Genomic DNA, 20624 nt, shown 5'->3' with positions numbered 1-20624 from the left:
TCTTCAGCCCAGCGGCCAGGTGAAGCGGATGTTGTTTCTGGCCAGGCCGTCGAGAACGACCTGCTGGCCGCCCGACTTCATCATCCATTCCAGGCGATGATCGCGGTACTCGCGTCGGATCTGTCCCGAGGCGAGCCGCTCGGCTGCGCTTGCCATGCCGGCGGCGGCGGCCTCGAACTCCTTGAAGGTTGCGGCAACCGACGGACGTTCGATGAGCCGTTCGCGCCACTGTGCCAGCGTTGAGCCGGCCGGTGTTCCCAGCCCATAGAAGAACGAGCGGTTGAGGTACGGCGCCACGCTGAGATCGGCCCAGCCGAAGCTCGCGCCGTTGAACCACGGCCGGTCACCCAGCTTGCCCGCAAGCCAGGCCTGCAACTGGGCGGTCTGGCGCGCCGCCGTGGCCTTCATCTTCTCCGCCTGCTCGCCCTCGGCGCGCTTGAACCAGCGGATCTCGCTCAGGCCCCAGTTCACCGCCTCGTAGAGCGTGTCGCAGAGATCCTCGATCATCCTTGCCTCGGCGCGCGCCGCCGGGTCGCGCGGCAGCAGGGGCGGCGAGGGATATTTGTCGTCGAGATATTCGAGGATGATCGTCGAATCGAAGATGCGTGCCTCGCCGTCGATCAGCGTCGGCACCTCGTTGCGCGGGCTGGCCGCGGCGAACGCCCCGCCGGCCGTCCCGGTGCCCAGCGCGGCCGGCGTCTCGACCGTGAAGTCGAGACCTTTCTCGCGCAGCGCGATCTTCACCTTCTGGGCATAGGAGGACAGCGGATGTTCATAGAGCAGCATGGCGCTCACTTCGCTTGAGGAATCTCCATGCGGACCGCGATGGCGGCGCTGGCGATCACCGCCGGGTCGTTGTTCTCGGGATCGGCGATGTCGAGCCCGCCCTTGACCACCTTCACCGTCACGATGCCGTGCGGCAGCGAGGCCTTAACCTTCTCGGCGTCGACCTTGTCGGGCTGCTGCACGCCGATCGTGACGTCGACGAACATGCCGGTCTTGGTGTCGACCCTGAGGGTCCGGATCATTGCGAGCGAGGAATGGTGCAGGGCGTCCTGTACGGCGCGCAGGGCGGCCTTGGTATAGTCGCCCCCGTGCAGATCGTTGCCGGTGCCGAGTTCGAGGATCACGCGCTTGGCGGTCATGGTCTTGGCTCCGCTTTACAGGTCGAGCCGGACGATGGCGGCCGCCTGCGCGATCACCGTCTTGTCCGTGCCGGCTTCGTTTTCGATCTCCAGCCCGCCCTCGACGACCTTCACCGTGCCGGTGCCGTGCGGCAGCACCGCCAGCACCTGGGCGGTGTCGACCTTGTCGGGTTGGGGCACGCCGATCAGGACCTCGACCACCATGTCGTCGCTCGACTTGCCGAGCGCCGTCGCGACGGTGAGCGAGTTGTGCCACAGCGCGTCACGCAGGGCACGGACCGCGGCCTTGGTGTAGTCGCCACCCCTTATGTCGGTGCCCATGCCGATCTCGAGGGCCACCTTCTTCAGCGCCATGACAATCTCCTGTTCAGGGCTTCGCGAGGCCCGCGGGGACACGAACGCGCCGCCTGTTCTGTCTTGTCGGTCGTGCACACGACGAAACGGCTGCACGAGGCAGCCGTCCGTTCGTTCCATAGCGTTTCGGCGAAGGCGCGTTAAGCCCTACTTCCGGCGCACGGCGTCGATACTCCAGGGGCCGGGGCCGGCCGCGGCGAGATAGAGGAAGACGAAGCAGTAGAGGGCCGCGAGCTCACCGCGGTTGAGGATCGGGAAGAAGCCCATCGGTGCGTGGACCATGAAGTAGGCAACGGCCGTCATGCCGGAAGCGATGAAGGCGGCCGGACGGCTGAACAGCCCAATGACCAGCAGGATGCCGCAGACGAACTCGATCATGCCCGCATAGCCCGGCATCGACATGAGCGTGAAATTCGGCGGAACGGCGCCGGCGGGAAACGCCAGCAGCTTGGCGGTGCCATGCTGGAGGAAGAGAAGTCCGCTCATTATGCGCACGATACTGAGCAGGCGCGGGGCCCAGGCTGCGCCGAGTGCGTCGAAATTCATGGCAGTACTTCTCCAAACAGAACGCGGGGCCTCATCCTGAATGCGGCTCTATATTCCGACAAGCGACACATTGGTGACCGGGTTACCAACCCGTCAGTGAAGCTGTCGCGAGCGCGGAACAAGAAGGCACACGCCGACTCAGGCGATCGGGCTGGGTGGGCCCGACGGATGCGGGACGGGCGTCGGGTGATCCTCCGGCATCGGCATATCGGGCCGGGCCGGCATCTCCGGCGGCACGGGATCGACCTTGCCGGGCACAGGCGGTACGGCGGGAATCTCACGCGGCGGGTCGGCGGCCTGGAACGTCATCGATCTCTCCTGTTCGTTCGCGCAAATGCCAAAACGAATGCCCGCCGTGAGGCGGGCATTCGACTGTCCTGGACCAAGGTCTAGCGTTCCTGGTTCTGCGGCTGCGGGCGCTGACCCGGCTGGCCCGGCTGATTGGGCTGCTGGTTCTGCTTCTGCTGCTGCTCGCGCTGGACCTGCTCGCGCTGCTGGCGATCGCGATCCGGCTGCTGCGACGGGTTCTGCTTCTGGTCGTTCATGGCGTTTCTCCATGTTCGCCGCGATCGCCGGACTGGCGACCGCTGCTTACCAAACGCCGCCCTCGGGAAAGGAGTTGCACGTCCTGCCGTTTCTTGCGGTGCCGAAGGTCGAACAAGAAGTACGCAGTTGCAGCGAATCTTCATGCAGTCGGACGTGCACAGACTGCCGTCGCGGCCGCGGTGTCTTGACGGAGAGCGCTTCCTATTTCTCCGGTACCTTGCCGATGCGCTCCACGGCGACTTTCAGTCGTGCGGCGTCCTTGTCGAGGAAGGTCTTGAACGCGGGAGCGTCGAGATAGGCGATCGGGGTCTCGACCTTGGCCATCGCCTCCTTGAACTCCGGATCTTCGGCCGTGCGCCGAACCGCGTCGCGCAGCGTCATGAGGATCGGCGAGGGCGTGGCCGCGGGCGCGAAGAGCCCCGACCAGATGTAGAAGGTGGCGTCGTAGCCCAGCTCCTTCATGCTGGGCACTTCCGGCAGCGAGGCCAGCCGCTTGTCGCCCCATACCGCGAGCGCGCGCATCTTGCCGGCCTTGATCTGGCCGATGGCCGCCGACGGGCCCGAGGCCAGCGCATCGATCTGGCCGCCGAGCAGCGCCGCGACTGCCGGGCCGCCGCCCTGGTAGGGAATGTGGAACAGCTTGATGCCCGCGGCGTCGGCGAAGATCTCCATCGCCACGTGCAGCGTGCCGTACACGCCGGAGGAGCCATAGTTGATGGTCCCGGGCTTGGCCTTCGCGGCCTCGACCAGATCCTTCAGCGTCTTGTAGGGGCCGTCCTCGCGAACGACGAGCACCGTGGGGTCGGCGCTGATCAGGGCGATCGGCGCGAACTGGTCGAGCTCATAGGCGGGCGTGCGGCCCTGCAGGCGATCGGCCACCGGCAGGACCGAGATCGACGACAGCGCCATCAGGATCGTGTAGCCGTCGGGTGCCGAGCGCGCGGCCTGTGCGGTGCCCACCGAACCGCCGGCGCCGCCCTTGTTCTGCACGACTACCGACTGCTTGAGCAGCTTGCCCATGACATGCGCCGTCGGCCGGCCCGTGATGTCGGCCACGCCGCCGGGCGGGAACGGTACGATCATGGTGATCGGCCGCGACGGCCAGGCCTCTTGGGCCTGGAGCGGAAGGCCGAGCGGCAGCATCGCCGCGCCGGCCAGAAGGGTACGCCGCTTCATCGTTTCCTCCATTCACGTCTTGGTTGGTTACTTGCCCTTGGAGCCTGCCTTGGCTGCTCCGCTGCGCGTGCCGGGATAGGTCGCGGTGAAGCCGAAGAGGGTCGAGAGCGCGTCGGGGACCATGATCTTGTCGAGGTCTCCCAGGCCGGCTGTCTTGGCGGGCTTCAGGCCCAGCACCAGTGGTCCCTTGGGGGCCTTCCAGTCGCCGACGAAGGAGGCGAGGGCGTCGAGCGCCTTCAGCGTATCGCCTGTCTGGGCCTGGGCGAAGCCGGCCAGCGCGTCGAGCGCGGTCGTGATCAGCTCCTCGGGCTTGATCCCTTCCTCGCTGGCGAGCGCGGGGAGGAGTTTGTCCAGCAGTTGCTTGTCGTCGATCGTGAAGGAAGCGCTGCGCAGCCGGCCCTCGTCCTTGGCGGTGTCCATGTCGGTGTCGTCGCTCACCCCGTCCACGATCATCGACAGGGCAAAGCGGCCCTGGCCGCGCAGGGTCACTTCCAGCATGTTCAGCGTCAGGACCTTGGCGGCCGGGTCGATGCGATAGTCCAGTGCGACGTCGAACGGAACCTTCGGGACCCCGTAGGGCTCGAGGGCGGTGAACATCTCGTCGTCGCCCGTCATGCCCTCCAGCTTCAGCCTGGCGAAACGCGGCGCGCGGTCGTCCTTCGAATCCTTCGCGAGGCGCTCGAAGTCGAGATCGTCGACCGTCACCTTGTCGATCCTGATCGTGCTTTCCTTGTCGCCGGTCGCCGGATTGGCCGGCACCACGGCCAAGACGTCCTTCAGCACGAACCCCGTGGCGCCGAGCGGCTCGGCGCCGGCATAGCTCAGCGTCTTGAGCTCGAACTGGGGTTTGATCTCCTTCTCGAAGCGCTCCAGCCCGTTCTGCGCCCAGGAGCCGGTCGCAAACCCGATCAACAGCAGCGCCGACATCAGCGCCGCGAAAACTACCCGCATGAACTCATCTCCTCGCCCGACGCCCGAGATTAGCACAGAGAGGCACAGGCCCCGACCGGCGTCGACCCACCCGATACCAAGGGACGGCACCGACGTCCTCACAGGCGATTCCCGGCGTTCCCTCCGGCAACCCTCAGGGTACCGGGGTGCGACCTGCTCCCCAGAAACTCCCCCTCCGTAGCAAACCGCGATTCGTGGAATGCTGCGACGATTGGCAATCAGGAGCCGGCGTCGCTCCAGATCTTCAGCGCTTCCATTGCGGCGGGACCAAGCCGCAGCAGCTCGGCGACACGATGCATGATCTCCGAATCGTCGGCGCTCTCGACGGCACCGGCAGCCACCGCAGCCTGCGGCGCTCCGAACTGGCCGAACAGGCCCCTCAGGCGATGTGCCGCCTTGCGCAGGCGTACCACGTCTCCTGTCGCGACGGCGCTCTCGACCTCGGCGAGCGAGGCCACGGCATCCTGCTGACACCTGGATGACAGAAGCGCGAAGGTATCGGCCCCAACTGCCTCACGCAACGCGACGAGCGCTTCGATGTCCAGCGGGCCCGCGGCGGCTGTCAGTGGGGCGGCGGCGGCCTCTCGCATCAACGTCTTCTCAATCATCGCGACCAGGTCTGTGGCTCGAATGGGCTTGCTGAGGTAGTCGGTCATACCAGCGGCCAGGGCCAGCTCGCGGTCGACCTCCCGAGCAAATGCAGTAAGCGCGATGATCGGAACCCGACCCGCGGCGCCGCCCAGCGCGCGAATCCTGCGGGTCGCCTCATGACCGTCCATGATCGGCATCTGAACGTCCATCAGGATCACGTCGAACCGCCCGGCCTTCGCGGCAACGAGAGCCTCGCCGCCGTCACTCGCCACCTCGACTTCATGCCCCATCTTCTCCAGCATGGCGCGCGCCACGATCTGGTTGGCTGGCGTGTCCTCGGCAACCAGCACACGAAGGTGGCGCGCAACCGGAGCCGCGGCGTCTGTAGCGAGAATGTCAGGCGCGACGAAACCCTGTGCCGGGGCCCGCTCGAGCTCGAGTTCGAACCAGAATCGAGCGCCGCGACCGGCTTCGCTCTCGACATCGATCTGGCCGCCCATCAACTCGACGAGCTGCCGGCAGATCGCCAGCCCGAGACCGGTGCCGCCCTGCCCACGTATCTGCAATTCGGCGCCCTGCTCGAAAGGCTTGAAAAGACGGCTTCTGGTGGCGGGGGATATTCCCACGCCGGTGTCGCGCACTTCGAAGCGCAGGCGGATCCTATCGGTACGACGTTCGACGACTTCCGCGGACAGGGTAACCGTCCCATGCTCCGTGAACTTCACGGCGTTGCCGAGAAGGTTCAGGAAGATCTGGTTCAACCTTCCCGCGTCACCCACCAACACGTCAGGCAGGTCCGCCGCCAGCTTTGCGGATATACCGAGGGCCGCTCCACCCGGCAGCCTCCGCGCCAGGTCGACGGCTTTTTCCGCCAGTTCGCGGACATTGAACGGGCTCCTCTCGATCTCCAGCCGGCCGGCCGCCAGCCGGGAGAAGTCGAGGATGTCGTTGATGATGGTGAGGAGATTCCCCGCAGACTCTTCGATGATGCGAACATAGTGCTTCTGGGTCGAATCGAGCGCTGAACCGGCCAGGAGGCTGGACAACCCGATCACCGCGTTCATCGGCGTTCGTATTTCGTGGCTCATCTTCGCGATGAAGTCTGACTTTGCACGATCCGCGAACTCCGCTGCCTCCTTCGCTTGCCGCAGATCCTGCTCCTTCTGCCGTCGATCCGTCACATCGGTTGCGAACGACAACAAAGCCGGCCGGCCCTCCCACTCGATCGAGACGGCCGAATGTTCGAACCAGCGCACCGTCTCCCCGCCGGACCGTATCCGCAATTCCATCTTGCGGGGCGCCCCCTCGGCACGCATCCCGCGACCGTAGTGCTCGCGCACCTCACGCCAATCCTCGGCCACGACAAGGTCCTGGATGGATGTTCCCGCGAGGGGTCGCTGGCGGTCACGCAGGAGACTCTCGGCTGCCGGATTTGCGAGTACGATTCGCTCGTCCTGGATGACGAATATCCCTTCGCTCGAATTCTCGAACAGCTGCCGATAGCTCTGCTCCGACAGTCGCAGCCTCTCCTCCGACTGCCGGCGATCGGTAATGTCGCGAAGGTAGGCGATGAAGCCCGGCCGATCCGGCGACTTGATTGCAACGATCGAGAGCTCGCAGGGAAATACGGAACCATCGCTGCGTTGTGCTTCGATCTCGATTCGCTTCCCGAGGACGGTGCTCTCTCCCGTCGAGAAATAGCGACGCAAGCCGTTGCGGTGAGCCTCCCGGTACTTCTCGGGCACGATGAGGTTGGACATTTCCTTGCCGACCACATCCGCCCGTAGATATCCGAACGTTCTCTCGGCAGCAGGATTGAACTCCAGGATGCGCCCCTGATCGTCGATGCCGATGACGCAATCGATCGCCGCACCTGCCAGCTTTGCCAGCCGCTCCTGGCTGTGGAGCAACGCCAACTCGCGTTCCTTCTGGTCCGTGATGTCAATGCGCAACCCTACCGTGCCGCCTCCAGGCACTCGGCGCTCCAGGATGCGGACCCAACGCCCCCCGGCCGTGTACTGTTCGATTGGTCCTCCGGGGTCGCGATGCTGTCGAAGACGGTCTGCGATCCAAGCCTGTTCCCGGCCGCGCGCCTCGGGGTACTGGCCCCGGCGCACCCCTTCGCGAAGGCCGAGTTCGTAGGATGCCCCTGGGAAAATCAAGACGCTCTCGCCGTACATGTCGCGATAGGTCTTGTTGAAAAAGGCGATGCGGTCGTCGGCGTCGAACATCACGAAGCCGTCGGGTAACGCCTCGATGGCCGCCCGAAGTTGGGCGTCGGTCTGTTCCAGGGATGCGATGGATGCGCGCTCAGCCGTCACATCGCTCAGAACGGCAACGAACTCGCCGTTCGATGAGCCTGGAAGCGGCCAAACACGGACCTCGACGGAGAGGTCTGCCACGGTCCAGTCACCGAACGTAGCCTTCTGGCGCCCATCGGGCGGCCACGCGCCGGCCATTGGCCCGATGATTTCCGCCATTTTTCGACCTTCGCAGGGGACTCCATCCCTTTCGAGAAATCGCCGCGCGGCTTCATCCGGGAAGCGGATCGTACCGTCCGAGTCGAGTCTCACGAGACCCGGCGGCAACACCTCCTGCGTCCTTGACGCTTTCATCCGACACTTCCCAGACGAACCTTTGGAACGGGAGGAATGCTATCATTCTGCCGGGTTCCGGGGTAGCCGCGAGCGGCAGACGCAAGTTCCCCTGCCCCCCGACGAGGTGCTGGTCTGCAACAGCCATCAGGCCGAGCGCATCATCCAGTTCGCGATCGGTCAGCAAGCCGGCGTCGGAGGTGACGCTCGAACCGTGGAACTCCAGCTTGAGGCGGCGGTTTCGCGCGACCAGGACGGTGAGGGCTTCAAGACCAGCAAGTCGAGAAAGGTTGTCCGGTCTCCAGGTTGCTCAGTGCTGGGATTACGCTCCGCAAGACTTTGAAGTAGGTTCTGGCACTCAAGATAGGGTGCGCCGCCTCTTGCGGCGCCCCGCATGCCGTGGAGATTTCGATGTTTCGTGCGTTCGCCTGCTCTCTCGCGCTGCTGGTCCTGCCGCTTGCGGCGGCTTCCGCGCAGACGCTCAAAAAGGAAGACGCGGAGAAGATGGTGATCGGCCTCTACGCGGTTTCCGTCGCCGTCGACACCTGCGATCTCGACATGACCAAGGAGCAGGAAACGCGCCTCGAGTTCTGGATCGACTGGGCCGAGCAACAGCTCAACATCGCCGATCGCAAGCTCGACAAGGCCTACGCCGAGATGGAGAAGGAAGCGGAGAAGAACAAGAAGGACTTCTGCGAGAAGATGATGCCGATCGCAACGCAGGCGCTGAAGGAGCTTCCCCCGGCCATGTAGAGGCGAGGGAAGACTATTTTCCCGTCCTCGCGACCGGAGGGCCCGAGTGGAGCGATTCTTTCTCCGGCTAGAGCCTTATGGGCGCGAAATCAGGTCCTTGTGTCTTGTCACTCACCGTCACCCTGTCCCGGGCAACGGCGACGCCCAGCCGGTCAGTATGCGAGATCGTCCATTTGACGGGCATGAAGGGAATTCTGGCACGGAATGGATGACGCGCGGGACCGGGAGACGGCATAGTGCGGCCTCCGGGGGAGTACCATGAGCATTCGCGTCTTTACCGTCGTCCTCGTTGCCTCGCTTCTGGCGGCCTTGATGCCGGCCAGCGCCGAAATCCTGCCGACGCCGCCGGGCTGGCAGGTCGATCGGGCCGTCCTTGTGAACCGGCACGGCGTGCGCTCGCCGACCGAGCCCAACGAGCGGCTCGACAGATACAGCGCAACGCCCTGGCCCGCCTGGCCAGTCGAGCCCGGCTACCTCTCGCCTCGCGGCGAAGAGCTGATGCGACTGATGGGCGGCTACTATCGCGTGCTCTATGGCGGGCGCGGGCTGGTCCAGGCCGACGATTGCCCGACCGCGGGCACGGTCGCCGCATGGACCGATCTCGCGCAGCGCACGCGCACCTCGGGCGCCGCGCTCCTGGCCGGCATGTATCCGCGATGCGCCAACCTGCCCCTGCGCAACCAGGCGAACTTCACCGTCCCGGATCCCCTCTTCAATCCTCAGGCCACCGCGTCCTGTCCGATGGATCTCGCGGCCAATCGCGCGGCCATCCTGAAGCGTCTGGGCGGCAGTTTCGCGTCAATACAGCGCGACTACGGCGCGCCGCTCGCCATGATGCAGTCCGTCCTGTGTCCGGCCGACGCGACCAAGGGAGCCGGCGGCGGCAGCTGTGGCGAGGCGGGCATGCCGACGAGCATCGTGAGCGGCACCGAAGATGGCGTCCGGTTGCGCGGCCCGATCGGCTACGCTTCGACCGCCGCCGAGAACTTCCTCATGCAGACGGCCGAGGGCATGCCCAAGGATCAGGTCGCATGGGGGCGGCTGGCGCACGACGCCACGCTTCGCGAACTCCTGACGCTCCACCAGTTCGATCAGGATCTCACCCAGAAGACCATGCCCATTGCCCAGCAGCGCGGGTCGAACCTCCTGACGCTGATCGGCGCCATCCTGGTGAACGGCCATAGCTTCCCCGGCCATGCGGCCACGGGCCAGCCGGTGCGCGTGGGCTTTCTGGTGGGGCACGAGAGCAACATCCACAACATTGCCGCCCTGCTCGGCCTCACCTGGCAGATCCCGGGCTTCCTCCCGGGCGAGGCCTCGCCGGGTGGCGCGCTGGCCTTCGAGCAGTTTCGCGAAGTGAGGACCGAAAAGCGCTACGTGCGCATTGCCTACTATGCGCAGACGCTGGACGAGATGCGCCGTCGCGCGCCGCTCAACTACCGCGATCCGCCGGGCATGGTGCAGGTGGCGCTGCCGGCCTGTTCGGCGGACCTCGTGAACAATGCCTGTCCCCTCGAAACCTTTCTCAAGATCGTCAAGGCGGCGGTCGATCCGGGTTGCGTCACGGCCACCGGTGGCAATTACTAGCGATCGCAGATCAGCCGTTCGCGGCCGAGCGCGGTGATGGCATCGCCTGCGGGACTCGTCTCGATCAAGGAAAGGTGGAGGAGGCGTTGGCGATGCTCTTCGGGCATCGACGCGGCTGTGCCTTCGGCCAGCGCACGCAGGGAAGCAAGAGCGGCCTGGGTCAGTGGTGCGATCAGGCCTTTGGGCGTAGTTCGAACGTCTCTCGCCATGTGTCGTATCACCTCCGGGTTGGACGGTGATAACGGCAGGTCGATGCGAAAGTTGACGACGCAGACCTCGATTACAGCGGGAACCGCCTCGACTTCGCCCTGTTTCCAGCACGCGTGGACTGGTCGCAGGTTGACCAGCCGCAACAATTCTTCGGAGGTGGCAAGTTCGTCGGCAGCGAAAGTTCGGCGTCAGCGCTCTGCGAACTGCATCGCCTCGCGACGACCGGCCTGTTCGTTGGCCATCATCACGAGCCCGTAGGTCACCGCCAGGGTAAAGACGATCGTGGCGTAGAGCGTGTAGGGATGCGTCGCTGCCGCCGCGCCCGGCGGAAGGAGGTGGATCACCTCGAATCCCAGGACTCCCGCGCGGACGACGCGCGCGATGCCGAGGCCGACGAAGGCGAGCGCCGCAGGCAGCCGGCTGCGCAGATCGTCCTTGTGGCGGCCCTGTCGGATCTCCCAGGCGCAAGCCAGTCCCAGCAGGCCGAGGAGAAGGGAGAAGGGAATCGACGCGGCTTGTCGTCCCGCACCGAAGGCTCTCAGGACGACGAACAACGCGAGGAAGGTTGCGCCGATGGCGATCGCGACGGCAAGCAGCCGGACGAGGTCGGTGCGGCCCTGGTTGGCGAAGCGCAGGCTCAGCCACATCGCGGCGAAGCCCGCGACGATCACCATGTCCGCGACCAGGACGGGGGCCAGATCGGCATCGGAGGTGCGGAGGCGCAGGATGAGCGCGCCGAGGACCGTCAGCAGCAGGGCGGCTGCCCAGGCGCGAAGCCCCGGCGCATTGCGATGGTGGTACCAGGTCAGCAGGACCGCGCCGGCACTGGCGATGGTGACGATGCCGCCAATCAGATAGAGGGTCTTGACGTTCAGTTCCATGACGGGCCGGGTAGTCTCATGAACGATCAGGCGGGCGGAGCAACGGAGAGGCCCTTGACCCTGTGACGGTCGATGAAGTTCTGGACCATGCCGGACTTCTTGGCCTTCTCCACGAAGTCGGCGAGGAAGGCCGCAGCCTCGACATTGGCCTTGGCCGTGCCGACCGCCTGTTGCACCGCCGTGAACTTGCCGTCCAGGATCTTCAGGCCCGGCGCCTTCTCGACGTCCTTGAGAAGGCCGGGGCGGAGGCCCGCCAGCACCTCGAGCTTGTCGGACATGAACTTCTCATACGCGGCATCGAGGCCGCTCACCTGCACCAGCGTGGCGTTCCTGATGTTGTTCACCAGCCAGAGGTCGTAGGCCGAGCGGGCGGAGACGGCGATGCGCACGCCCTTCGTGTCGACGTCGGCGATCGATTTGATCGGCGAGTCCTCGGGGACCATGTAGGTCGCCTCGATCTCGACATAGGCGGCCGTGAACTGGATCTTCTCGGCGCGCTGCGGCTCGGCGCCGATCAGGCCGATGTCCCACACGTCCTTGCCGACCTGGTCGCCCAGCTCGCCGGGAGACTTGAAGGTGACGTACTTGACCGGCACGCCCAGAGCGGTCGCGATTTCGCGCGCCATGTCGGGTGCGACACCGGTGGGCTCGCCGCTTTCGCTGCGGCCGGTGACCAGCAGGAAGTTGGAGAGATTGATGCCGGCGCGCAGGACGCCGGTGGGGGCAAGTTGGGCTCGGATCTTGTCGTTCATGGCGGCAGTCTATGGCCAACCGGTGCTGGATGATAGATTGATGCGCATGTCCAGGCAGCTCACGGCCCCGAAGGAGCTTGGCGTCCAGCCAGGCGAAATTGATGCGATCCAATCGCAGCGCCGGCCCGCCCGTTCGCGCTAGACTGGAAACCATGACAGCAGAAATCGTCGTCGAGACCACCGCCGGACGGATCCGCGGCACAAGCGACCGCGGCGTCGAGATCTTCAAGGGCATTCCGTATGCCGAGCCGCCGCTTGGCGACTTTCGCTTCCGGCCGCCGCGCAAGCCCAGGCCCTGGACCGGCGTTCGCGACGCGACCGAGTACGGCAACATGGCGGTGCAGAGCCTGAATGTCTTCGCGCTGCCCGAGGACCTGCTGCGTATCTTCACGCTCGCCGGAAAGCAGAAGCTCGACGAGGACTGTCTCTATCTCAACGTCTGGACCTCGGGGCGTGAGGGATCGGAGCGGCCGGTCCTGTTCTGGTGTCATGGCGGCGCCTTCATCACCGGTTCGGGCTCCTCGCCCTGGTCGGACGGCGCCAATCTCTGCCGGCTCGACGATGTGGTTGTCGTCTCGTTCAACCATCGGCTGGGCGCGCTGGGATATCTGCATCTCGAGGACATGGCCGGCGGCTTCGAGAATGCGGGGCTCGCGGGCATGCTCGATATCGTGGCGGCCCTCGAATGGGTGCGCGACAACATCGCCCAATTCGGCGGCGATCCGAACAACGTCACCATCTTCGGCGAATCGGGCGGCGGCGCGAAGGTGAGTGTGCTGATGGCCATGCCGCCGGCCAAGGGCCTGTTCCACAAGGCCATCATCCAGAGCGGGCCGGCCGTGCAGATGGCCAATCGCGAGGACGGCACCCGGACCGCACGCCAGATGCTGGAGCATCTGGGGCTGGATGCGGCCGATGCCGGCAGGCTTCGCGAGCTGCCGCCGGCGAAGCTCCTCGAAGCACAGGTCAAGGTATTGGCGGGGGTCAGCCGCGCCGCCTTCGCCGACCGGCGGCGGCTCGGCTTCAATCCGGTGATCGACGGCACTCTGTTTCCGGGCGGGCCCTTTGCGCCGGAAGCGCCGCTGCCTTCGATCAACGTGCCGCTGATGATCGGCAGCAACAAGGACGAGATGACCCTGTTTCTCGGCCACATGCCCTGGGTCGCCGATGCAACCTTCGAGAGCCTGCCCGAGTCGCTCACGCCCTATCTTGGCGCGCGGGCGGCCGAGATCGTTGCGATCTATCGCAAGGCGCAGCCGAGGCTCAGGCCGGACGAGATCGCCATCGCCATCGTTTCCGACCAGGGCATCCGCGCACCGTCGCTCGTCATCGCGGAGCGCAAGCTGGCGCAGGAGGCGGCGCCGGTGTTCGTCTATCTCTTTGCCTGGGAGACGCCGGTTCTGGGCGGCCGGCTGCGCTCCTGCCATACGCTCGAAATTCCCTTCGTGTTCTCCAATCTCGAAACGGCGGCGCTGACCGGCGAGGATCCCGCGCGTCTGTCACTCGGGGAGATCATGAGCCGGGCCTGGATCGCCTTCGCGAGGAGCGGCGATCCGAGCCACCCCGGCTTGCCGGTGTGGCCTTCTTACTCGCCGCGCATGCGGGCCACGATGATTTTCGATACGGTTTGCCACCTCGATATCGACCCGCTGGGCACGGAGCGGCGGGTCTGGGAGACAAAGCAATGAAGATCACCGACGTCACGCTGACGCTGTTCGCCTGGGACGACATCCCGCCCACGACCTACGGCGCGCACACCGGCCGCTTCTCGGGCAAGAGCGCGCTGGGACTGCTGCGCCTCATCACCGACGAAGGGCTCGAAGGCCACGCCTTCCTGGGGTCTGCGATGAATCCTGCGACGACGGACGGGCAGGGGCTGATCTCCCACCTCAAGCCGGTGCTGATCGGCAAGGACCCGTTCCAACGCGAGCACGTCAACCAGGAGATCTGGAAGCGCCAGCGTTCGGCCGGTGTGCGCGCCATCGGTGCGGTCGACGTGGCGCTGTGGGATCTGGTCGGCAAGGCGATGGGCCAGCCGATCCACCGTCTGCTCGGCACCTACCGCGAGACCGTGCCGGCCTATGCCAGTTCCGCCGTGCTGGCTTCGCCCGCCGAGTACGCCGAGGAAGCGATGCGATTCAAGGAAAATGGCTGGGCCGCCTACAAGATCCATCCGCCGACACGCTGGAAGGAAGACATCAAGGTCTGCGAGGCGGTGCGCCGCGCCGTCGGCGACTACACGATCATGCTCGATTCGACCTGGAGCTACGACTACCCGGCCGCCATCCGCGTCGGCCGCGCCGTCGAGGAGATGGGCTTTTACTGGTACGAGGACCCGCTGGCCGACCAGGACATCTACAACTACACCAAGCTGAAGCAGCAGCTTTCGATCCCGATCATGGCCACCGAGTATCCGCAGACCGGGCTCGATTCCTACCAGCCCTGGATCATGGAAAAGGCCACCGACTATCTGCGCGGCGACGTGGCCGTGAAGGGCGGCATCACCACGCTGGTGAAGACGGCGCATCTCGCCGAGGCCTTCCGCATGAACTACGAGGTCCATCACGGTGGCAACTCGCTGAACAACGTGGCGAACCTCCACGTCATCGCCGCGATCCGCAACACCGAATTCTTCGAGGTGCTGCTGCCTGACGGCGCGCAGAAGTACGGTCTCGAGAAGGACATCGTCGTCGGACGCGACGGTCTGGTGCATGTGCCGAACGGCCCCGGCCTGGGAGCGGACATCGATTTCGCCCTGATCGAGCGCAAGAAAGTCGCCGTCCTGAGCTGAGCTCGACGGGAACGAAGCCGGGGAGGCTTGAATCGACATCTACATCGACGCCGATGCCTGTCCGGTGAAGGCCGAGGTCTATCGCGTCGCGGAGCGCTACGGACTCAAGGTCTTCGTGGTGGCCAATGCCTACATCAACGTGCCGCGCGATCCCCAGATCGAGCGCGTCGTCGTGAGCGACGGGTTCGATGCGGCCGACGACTGGATCGCCGAGCGGGCCGGGCCGGACGACATCGTCATCACTTCCGACATTCCACTCGCCGATCGCAGCTTGAAGAAGGGAGCCTCGGTGATCGGCTCCAACGGCGTGCCGTTCACCGCTTCCTCGATCGGCATGGCGATGGCGAACCGGGAACTGTTGTCGAACCTCCGGGCGATGGGCGAGATCACGGGCGGGCCGAAGCCGATGGCGCCACGCGACCGTTCACGCTTCCTGTCGGCGCTCGACGAGGCCATCCAGAAGATCCGTCGACGCCGGGCCTAGCGCCGGTCGAGCCAGACGTCTTCGAAGCGGAAGCCGTTGTAGGAGCTGTTGGTCTGCGGCACGTAGCCCCGGACGTGGGGCTGCCAGCAGGTCGCGGCGCGGTTCCACATCAGCGGCAGCCGGGCACTGTCCGCCAGCAACCTGGCGTCGATGTCCCAGGCGAGGCGCCGGCGCTTCTCGACGTCGAACTCGGAGGACTGCGCTTCGAACAGGCGCTCGATCTCGGGATTGCAGTAGTTGTTGTAATTGCGCTCCGAGCGGCAGGAGAAGGTCTCGTAGAAGACCTGGTCGGGATCGTCGACGGCATTGCCGGTCGTGTCGATCGCCAGCGCGAAATCGCGGCGCTGCAGGCGGGTGAACCAGTGCACGGTCTCGACGATGTCGAGCGTCGGTTCAATGAAGATCTCCCGCAGCTGGTTGGCCAGCACTGCGGCCGGGCTGCGATAGAGCGAAACGGCGCGGGTGAGTATCCCGAGCTGCAGCGGCTTGTCCGGACCGTAGCCGGCCTTGCGCATCAGTTCGCGCGCGGCCTCGCGGTTATTTTCGGGATTGGCATCGAAACCCGGCATCCCGGCGAGCGCTTCGGCCGGCATGCCCCAACGCCCTTCGGGGGGCGGCTGGAGGTGGCTGCCGATCACGCCACCGCCCTCGAGTGCATCCATGAACGCCTGGCGGTCGAGCGCCAGCGTGACGGCCCGGCGGATGTCGGGATCGTCGAACGGCGGGGCATTTCGGTTCAGCATCAGATTGGTATTGTTGTTCATCGCCGCCTCTTCGCAGATCACGCGCGACGACTGCCGCCGGACGTCGCGAAGCTGCGTCATCGAGACGTCACCGGGGAAGGTCATGTCGTAGCGGCCAGCGACGAAACTCAGCAGGGCCGTCGAACGGCTCGCGACCACCGAGAACTCTATGGCATCGAGGTACGGACGGTCAGGCTTCCAGTAGCGGGGATTTCGGGTCAGTCGGATGCGGTCGAACTGGCTGAAGCTTTCGAGCCTGAAGGGGCCGGTGCCGACCGGCTTCATCCTCATCTGCGACGGCAGCACATGACAGGGATAGATCGGCGTGAAGCCCGACGCCAGCATGGGCAGCAGGGACGGCTGCGGCCGGTTGAGGTGGATCGTGACTTCGTGATCGCTCGGCGCCTGTACGAAGTTGATGTTGCCGAACCAGGCGCCGCGCGGATTGGCACGCAGCCGGTTTCGGGCGCGGTTGGTCAGCAGGTTGAACGTGCATTCGACGTCGCTCGAGGTGAACGCCACGCCGTCGTGCCACGTCACGCCGCGGCGCAGCTTGAAGGACAGTTCGGTCCTGTCGTCGTTCCAGGACCAGGATTCGGCGAGATCGGGAACGATCGAATCGTCGGTGTTCTGCGCAACAGCCGGATCGAACATCACCAGGTTGTTGAAGATCGGCATGAATGCCACGACGGTCGAGGCGTTGGTCTCCTCGAGGATCGACGCGCTGGCCGGATTGTCGCGATGGAAGATTCGGAGCATGCCGCCGCTGCGCTGGGCGAATGCAGCATCGCTCCAGCACAACAACAGGACCAGGGAGCCGACAAGCAGCCTCGTACGCATTCGCAAAACCCTTACGCGGCGCCCGACCGCTCGGCCGCGGCAAGCCTCAAATCTTATAGGCTGGCAGGGCGGGCGGAAGGCTCATTCCTGCACACTAGGACCGGTCGACACCGAGCGGGAAGGGACGGCACGTCACGCGATACAAGCAATACAATTCATCGGCCGCGGGTGGCACGCGCCTCGTTCATGTCGACGTTGCAAGCCCACGGCCCGTGGCGGGATACCTTGGAATGGCCCCAATGCCGGCTCTCAACTAGTATGTCGGCATCCAGCGACGACGCGCGGCGTTCACACGGCCGGGGGCGTTTGACAAGACCATGGCCATGCGGAAGCGAACCTTGATCCGGATCGGAGCGGCTGTCGGGGCGGTCATCGCCCTGCTGGCGCTCGCCATCGTGGCCGCGCCAACGCTCCTGAACGTCGAACAGTACAAGCCGGCCATGATCGCCGCCGTGAAGGAGGCGACGGGCCGCGAACTGGTGATCGAGGGTCCGCTCAAGCTCACCCTCTTCCCGAGGCCCCGCATCAGCGCGCGGCAGGTTCGCTTCGCCAATGCACTGGGTGGCAGGGGCGCGCAGATGGTCGATGTGCGCTGGATCGGCGTCTCGCCATCCCTGGAAGCGCTGCTGCGCGGCAGAATCGAGGTCGGGAGGCTCACGCTCTTCCGGCCGACCCTTATTCTGGAGACCGATGCCGAGGGGCGGCCGAACTGGGAATTCAGTCCCGGCGCCGGCGCCGCCCAGCCGGAGGGTGCGCCCAGCAGCGGCCTGCACCTGGCGATCGGCACCCTCAAGATCCGCGAGGGGACGCTCAGTTACACCAATCCCAGGACCAATCAGACGCTGAAGGCCGAGAACGTCGAGCTTCTGGCGTCGGTCGGTTCCCTCCAGGGGCCGTTCAGCTTCGACGGCACGGCAACGGTGAACGGCGTGCCTTTGTCGCTGATGGCTGCCGTCGGCGAGCCGACGGACACGGGCAGCGACATGTCCTTCAAGCTCAAGGTGCAGAGTGGTGCCCTGAACTTCGACGGGCATGTCAGCCGCATCTCCGTCGACGCCGACGTGAAGGGCAGGGTCTCCCTCACGACCGGTGGACTGACCGACTTCATTGCCGCTCTCGTGCGGGCGGGGGGGCAGGAACCGCCGTCCTTCGACGCTTCGGTCACCGGCCAGTTCTCGTTCGACGGGGATATCGACCTCTCGGCGGAGAAGCTCGCGCTCACCAACTTCACGATGTCGATGGGTAACGAGACCGTATCGGGCGATGTCGCCCTGACGAGCGGCGCCACCCCGTCGCTGAAGACTCGCCTGTCTCTGCCCAGACTCGACGTCGAGAAGTGGAGCGCATTGCTGGCCGATCCCGGCCTCTTCAAGCCAACGCCTGCGACGGCCAAGCCCGTCGATGCCAAGCCCGCGGCGACTGCTGCCGGAAAGCCGCCGGCCGCGGTGGCGGCGGCACCCTCCCTGTCGCCGTTCCCTCCGGCATTGACCGTTCAGGTGTCGATCGATGCCAAGGAAGTGCTCTACCGGAAGGACACGGTGCGCGACGTGGCGCTCGGCGTGGAGATCCGGAAGGGGGTGATAACCGTGCCCCGGCTCGCCGCCACCCTGCCGGGTGACATGGTCTTGCGCGCCAACACCACAGCGGCAGCGCCCGCGGCTCCTTCCGCCAAGGCGCAGCCCAATCCCGTTCAGTCGGCCGGCGAGTTCAGCCTCGCCGGCCCGCGGTTGCGCGAGACTCTGGCGTGGCTGGCGATCGACACGTCGGGCGTGCCACCCGACAAGCTCCAGGCGTTGTCGATCACCGGCAGGGTCGCCGCGACGGCCAACAGCCTGCAGATCTCCGATCTCGCGATGGATCTGGACGGCCAGCGCGCGACCGGCGCCGGCAGTATCACCTTCGGCCTGCCGCTCACGGTGGCGACCTCGGTGCAACTCGACCGTTTCGACCTCGATGCCTACCTGCCGCCGCCCCGCGAGCCCTCGGTCGCCGCGGACCCGGCCGCATCGACGGCACCGGCACCCGCGCCGGCCGCGAACCCTGCTGTCCCCGACAAGACCCTGCCCGTCCTGGGACTCAAGGCCAAGGTCGCAAAGCTGGTTTTCCGCGGCGGAACGCTGAACGGCATCGAGGCTGACCTCGCGGTGCAGGGCAATGTCCTGAAGGTGAACGCGCTCAAGGTTGCCGACGTCCTGGGCGCAAAATTCGACCTCAAGGGCCAGGTCGCCGACTTCGGCACGGCGCCGCGCTTCGACCTCACCGTCAACGCCACGATGCCCGATACCGACAAGCTCCTCGTCTATGCCGGCATGCCGAAGTTCCTGAACGGCAAGCTGGGCGCCTCGACGGCGGGCGGCAGCGTTGCCGGCACGATGGACGCGCTGACCCTGCGCAACGCATCGGTCACCGCGGCCGGGGCGACTGCCCGCGCCACCGGCTCACTGGTGCTGGGCGACAAGTTCGCCTTCGATCTCGCGAGCTTCGCACTGGAGGCGCAGGATGCCAGCGGCTTGGTGTCGGTCGCCACGGGGCGACCACAGACCGGCCTCGGCGGGCTGGCCGCCCAGGGCGCCTTCAAGGGCAACGACCAGCGGGCTTCGTTCGAGGGGAGCCTCACGGCGATCGGTACGCAGATGTCGGGGCGCATCGATGCCACCCTGGGGGCGAGGCCCAATTTCTCGGCCAATCTGCGCATCCCGGGAACGCTCGATCTCGATGACTGGCTGGGCGTCACCGACGGGCCCGTCCCTGTCGTGCCCACCCCCGCGCTGCCGGCCACTCCGGGCGGGGCAAACGCCGCCGCCGTGCCGCTGCCCTCGGGGGGCCCGCGCGTCGCGACGGACAAGCAGATCGACCTCTCGGGCCTGCGCGCCTTCGACGCCACGCTGAACCTCGAAACCAGCGCCATCGAGGTCGGTGCTCTCAGGGTCACCTACGCCGACATGAACGCGACCTTGCGCAACGGCGTCTTCAAGGTTTCCAAGCTCACCGGCCAGTTCTACAGCGGTGCCGTCGACTTCGCGGGCACGGTCGACGCCTCGAAGGACACGATGACGGTCGACGTGGCCGGCACCCTCCAGGGCATCTACGTCGGCGAGATGTTGCGCGGCGCGGCCGGGCAGAACGTCTTCGGCAACGAGCATCTGAAGGTGGCGGTCGACGGCAAGATCAACGTCATGAGGATCGCGCTGCAGGGGCAGGGGAACTCGCCCGGGCAGATCCGCGATTCCATGACGGGCCAGGGCCATCTGTCGGGTGTCATCTATCCCTCCGTCGCCGGTGGCTCGCTGGGCTTCGCCTCGTTCGCGACCGGGATCGGCAGCCTCTTCAGCACCGAGATGGGGTTCAATTCGGCGGTCATCTCGGGCTTCATCAACGCGCAGAGCACGATCGAGGGCGACATCACCCTCTCGAAAGGCGAGATCAACCTGCAGAACCACGCGTTGAAGGGGCCGAGCGCGACGGCGCGAATCAACAGCCGCACCAGCCTGACCGCGGCGACCACGGAGACCACGATTGCTCTCGACTCCGGCTCGAATGGCGCGACCGACTATGTGATGACGGTCAACGGGCCCGTCTCCGCGCCGACGATGAGCATTCGCGGCAGGTGACGCGATCGCGGCGAAGCCGCCCTACGCCGCGCGATCCTTGAGGATTTCCCAGGCGCGGCGGAAGGTCTG

The 20624-nt window shown here is 66.0% G+C and carries 19 protein-coding genes; 6 read left to right on the top strand and 13 right to left on the bottom strand.

The annotated features are described in order from the left end of the window. Positions 1-3 precede the first annotated feature (3 nt). The 9 genes from Q7V45_RS25410 to Q7V45_RS25370 form a co-directional block, all read right to left on the bottom strand. Positions 4-786, bottom strand: a complete 783-nt coding sequence (locus Q7V45_RS25410; protein ID WP_304857142.1) for a glutathione S-transferase family protein — start codon at positions 784-786, stop codon at positions 4-6. 5 nt (positions 787-791) lie between these two features. Further along, positions 792-1145: a Lin0512 family protein gene (locus Q7V45_RS25405; protein WP_304857141.1), complete on the bottom strand. Its 354-nt coding sequence runs from the start codon at positions 1143-1145 to the stop codon at positions 792-794. Between the two features lie 15 nt (positions 1146-1160). Further along, entirely contained in the window at positions 1161-1499 is a 339-nt protein-coding gene (locus Q7V45_RS25400) for a Lin0512 family protein (RefSeq protein ID WP_304857140.1), read from the bottom strand. Positions 1500-1646: 147 nt separating this feature from the next. Continuing rightward, entirely contained in the window at positions 1647-2045 is a 399-nt protein-coding gene (locus tag Q7V45_RS25395) for a DoxX family protein (protein ID WP_304857139.1), read from the bottom strand. Between the two features lie 138 nt (positions 2046-2183). Then, positions 2184-2354 carry a hypothetical protein gene (locus Q7V45_RS25390; RefSeq protein ID WP_304857138.1) on the bottom strand — a complete coding sequence of 57 codons (171 nt, stop codon included), beginning with the start codon at positions 2352-2354 and terminating at the stop codon, positions 2184-2186. Positions 2355-2434: 80 nt separating this feature from the next. Then, the gene (locus Q7V45_RS25385; RefSeq protein WP_304857137.1) at positions 2435-2590 is read right to left on the bottom strand and encodes a hypothetical protein; all 156 of its coding nucleotides are present in this window, start codon (positions 2588-2590) and stop codon (positions 2435-2437) included. A 202-nt stretch (positions 2591-2792) separates the two neighbouring features. Continuing rightward, complete coding sequence (locus Q7V45_RS25380; protein ID WP_304857136.1) at positions 2793-3767, bottom strand: tripartite tricarboxylate transporter substrate binding protein; 975 nt, start codon at positions 3765-3767, stop codon at positions 2793-2795. Between the two features lie 27 nt (positions 3768-3794). Next, positions 3795-4718, bottom strand: coding sequence for a hypothetical protein (locus Q7V45_RS25375; RefSeq protein ID WP_304857135.1), 924 nt, complete (start codon positions 4716-4718; stop codon positions 3795-3797). Positions 4719-4936: 218 nt separating this feature from the next. Further along, positions 4937-7789: a PAS domain S-box protein gene (locus tag Q7V45_RS25370; RefSeq protein ID WP_304857134.1), complete on the bottom strand. Its 2853-nt coding sequence runs from the start codon at positions 7787-7789 to the stop codon at positions 4937-4939. 525 nt (positions 7790-8314) lie between these two features. Here Q7V45_RS25370 and Q7V45_RS25365 point away from each other — a divergent pair. Together Q7V45_RS25365 and Q7V45_RS25360 are read left to right on the top strand one after the other, a co-directional pair. Then, entirely contained in the window at positions 8315-8656 is a 342-nt protein-coding gene (locus tag Q7V45_RS25365; RefSeq protein WP_304857133.1) for a hypothetical protein, read from the top strand. A 258-nt stretch (positions 8657-8914) separates the two neighbouring features. After that, positions 8915-10243, top strand: a complete 1329-nt coding sequence (locus Q7V45_RS25360) for a histidine-type phosphatase (protein ID WP_304857132.1) — start codon at positions 8915-8917, stop codon at positions 10241-10243. Here the strand turns inward: Q7V45_RS25360 and Q7V45_RS25355 are convergent. From Q7V45_RS25355 to Q7V45_RS25345, 3 genes are read right to left on the bottom strand one after another with little or no spacing between them, the layout of a single operon-like run. Further along, the gene (locus Q7V45_RS25355) at positions 10240-10596 is read right to left on the bottom strand and encodes a hypothetical protein (protein ID WP_304857131.1); all 357 of its coding nucleotides are present in this window, start codon (positions 10594-10596) and stop codon (positions 10240-10242) included. The two genes, Q7V45_RS25360 and Q7V45_RS25355, sit on opposite strands and share 4 nt — an antisense overlap. 45 nt (positions 10597-10641) lie before the next feature. After that, positions 10642-11334, bottom strand: a complete 693-nt coding sequence (locus Q7V45_RS25350) for a hypothetical protein (protein ID WP_304857130.1) — start codon at positions 11332-11334, stop codon at positions 10642-10644. Positions 11335-11360: 26 nt separating this feature from the next. After that, the gene (locus Q7V45_RS25345) at positions 11361-12086 is read right to left on the bottom strand and encodes an ABC transporter substrate-binding protein (RefSeq protein WP_304857129.1); all 726 of its coding nucleotides are present in this window, start codon (positions 12084-12086) and stop codon (positions 11361-11363) included. 152 nt (positions 12087-12238) lie between these two features. Between Q7V45_RS25345 and Q7V45_RS25340 the strand changes: the two genes are divergently transcribed. From Q7V45_RS25340 to Q7V45_RS25330, 3 genes are read left to right on the top strand one after another with little or no spacing between them, the layout of a single operon-like run. Next, the gene (locus Q7V45_RS25340; RefSeq protein WP_304857128.1) at positions 12239-13774 is read left to right on the top strand and encodes a carboxylesterase/lipase family protein; all 1536 of its coding nucleotides are present in this window, start codon (positions 12239-12241) and stop codon (positions 13772-13774) included. Continuing rightward, positions 13771-14877, top strand: coding sequence for an enolase C-terminal domain-like protein (locus Q7V45_RS25335; protein ID WP_304857127.1), 1107 nt, complete (start codon positions 13771-13773; stop codon positions 14875-14877). The genes Q7V45_RS25340 and Q7V45_RS25335 overlap by 4 nt, the downstream gene beginning before the upstream one ends. Before the next feature lie 31 nt (positions 14878-14908). Then, positions 14909-15361: a YaiI/YqxD family protein gene (locus Q7V45_RS25330; RefSeq protein ID WP_304857169.1), complete on the top strand. Its 453-nt coding sequence runs from the start codon at positions 14909-14911 to the stop codon at positions 15359-15361. Here Q7V45_RS25330 and Q7V45_RS25325 read toward each other — a convergent pair. Further along, a complete protein-coding gene (locus Q7V45_RS25325; protein ID WP_304857126.1) occupies positions 15358-16944 on the bottom strand; it encodes an ABC transporter substrate-binding protein in 1587 nt (528 codons plus the stop codon). The genes Q7V45_RS25330 and Q7V45_RS25325 overlap by 4 nt on opposite strands. A 323-nt stretch (positions 16945-17267) precedes the next feature. Here Q7V45_RS25325 and Q7V45_RS25320 point away from each other — a divergent pair, with 323 nt between their 5' ends. After that, a complete protein-coding gene (locus Q7V45_RS25320; protein ID WP_304857125.1) occupies positions 17268-20555 on the top strand; it encodes an AsmA family protein in 3288 nt (1095 codons plus the stop codon). Positions 20556-20624: the final 69 nt, after the last annotated feature.

Source organism: Reyranella sp., assembly GCF_030651995.1.
Lineage (GTDB): Bacteria > Pseudomonadota > Alphaproteobacteria > Reyranellales > Reyranellaceae > Reyranella.
The sequence above is the reverse complement of the archived record's forward strand: the minus strand, read 5'-3'. Positions and strand labels throughout refer to the sequence as shown.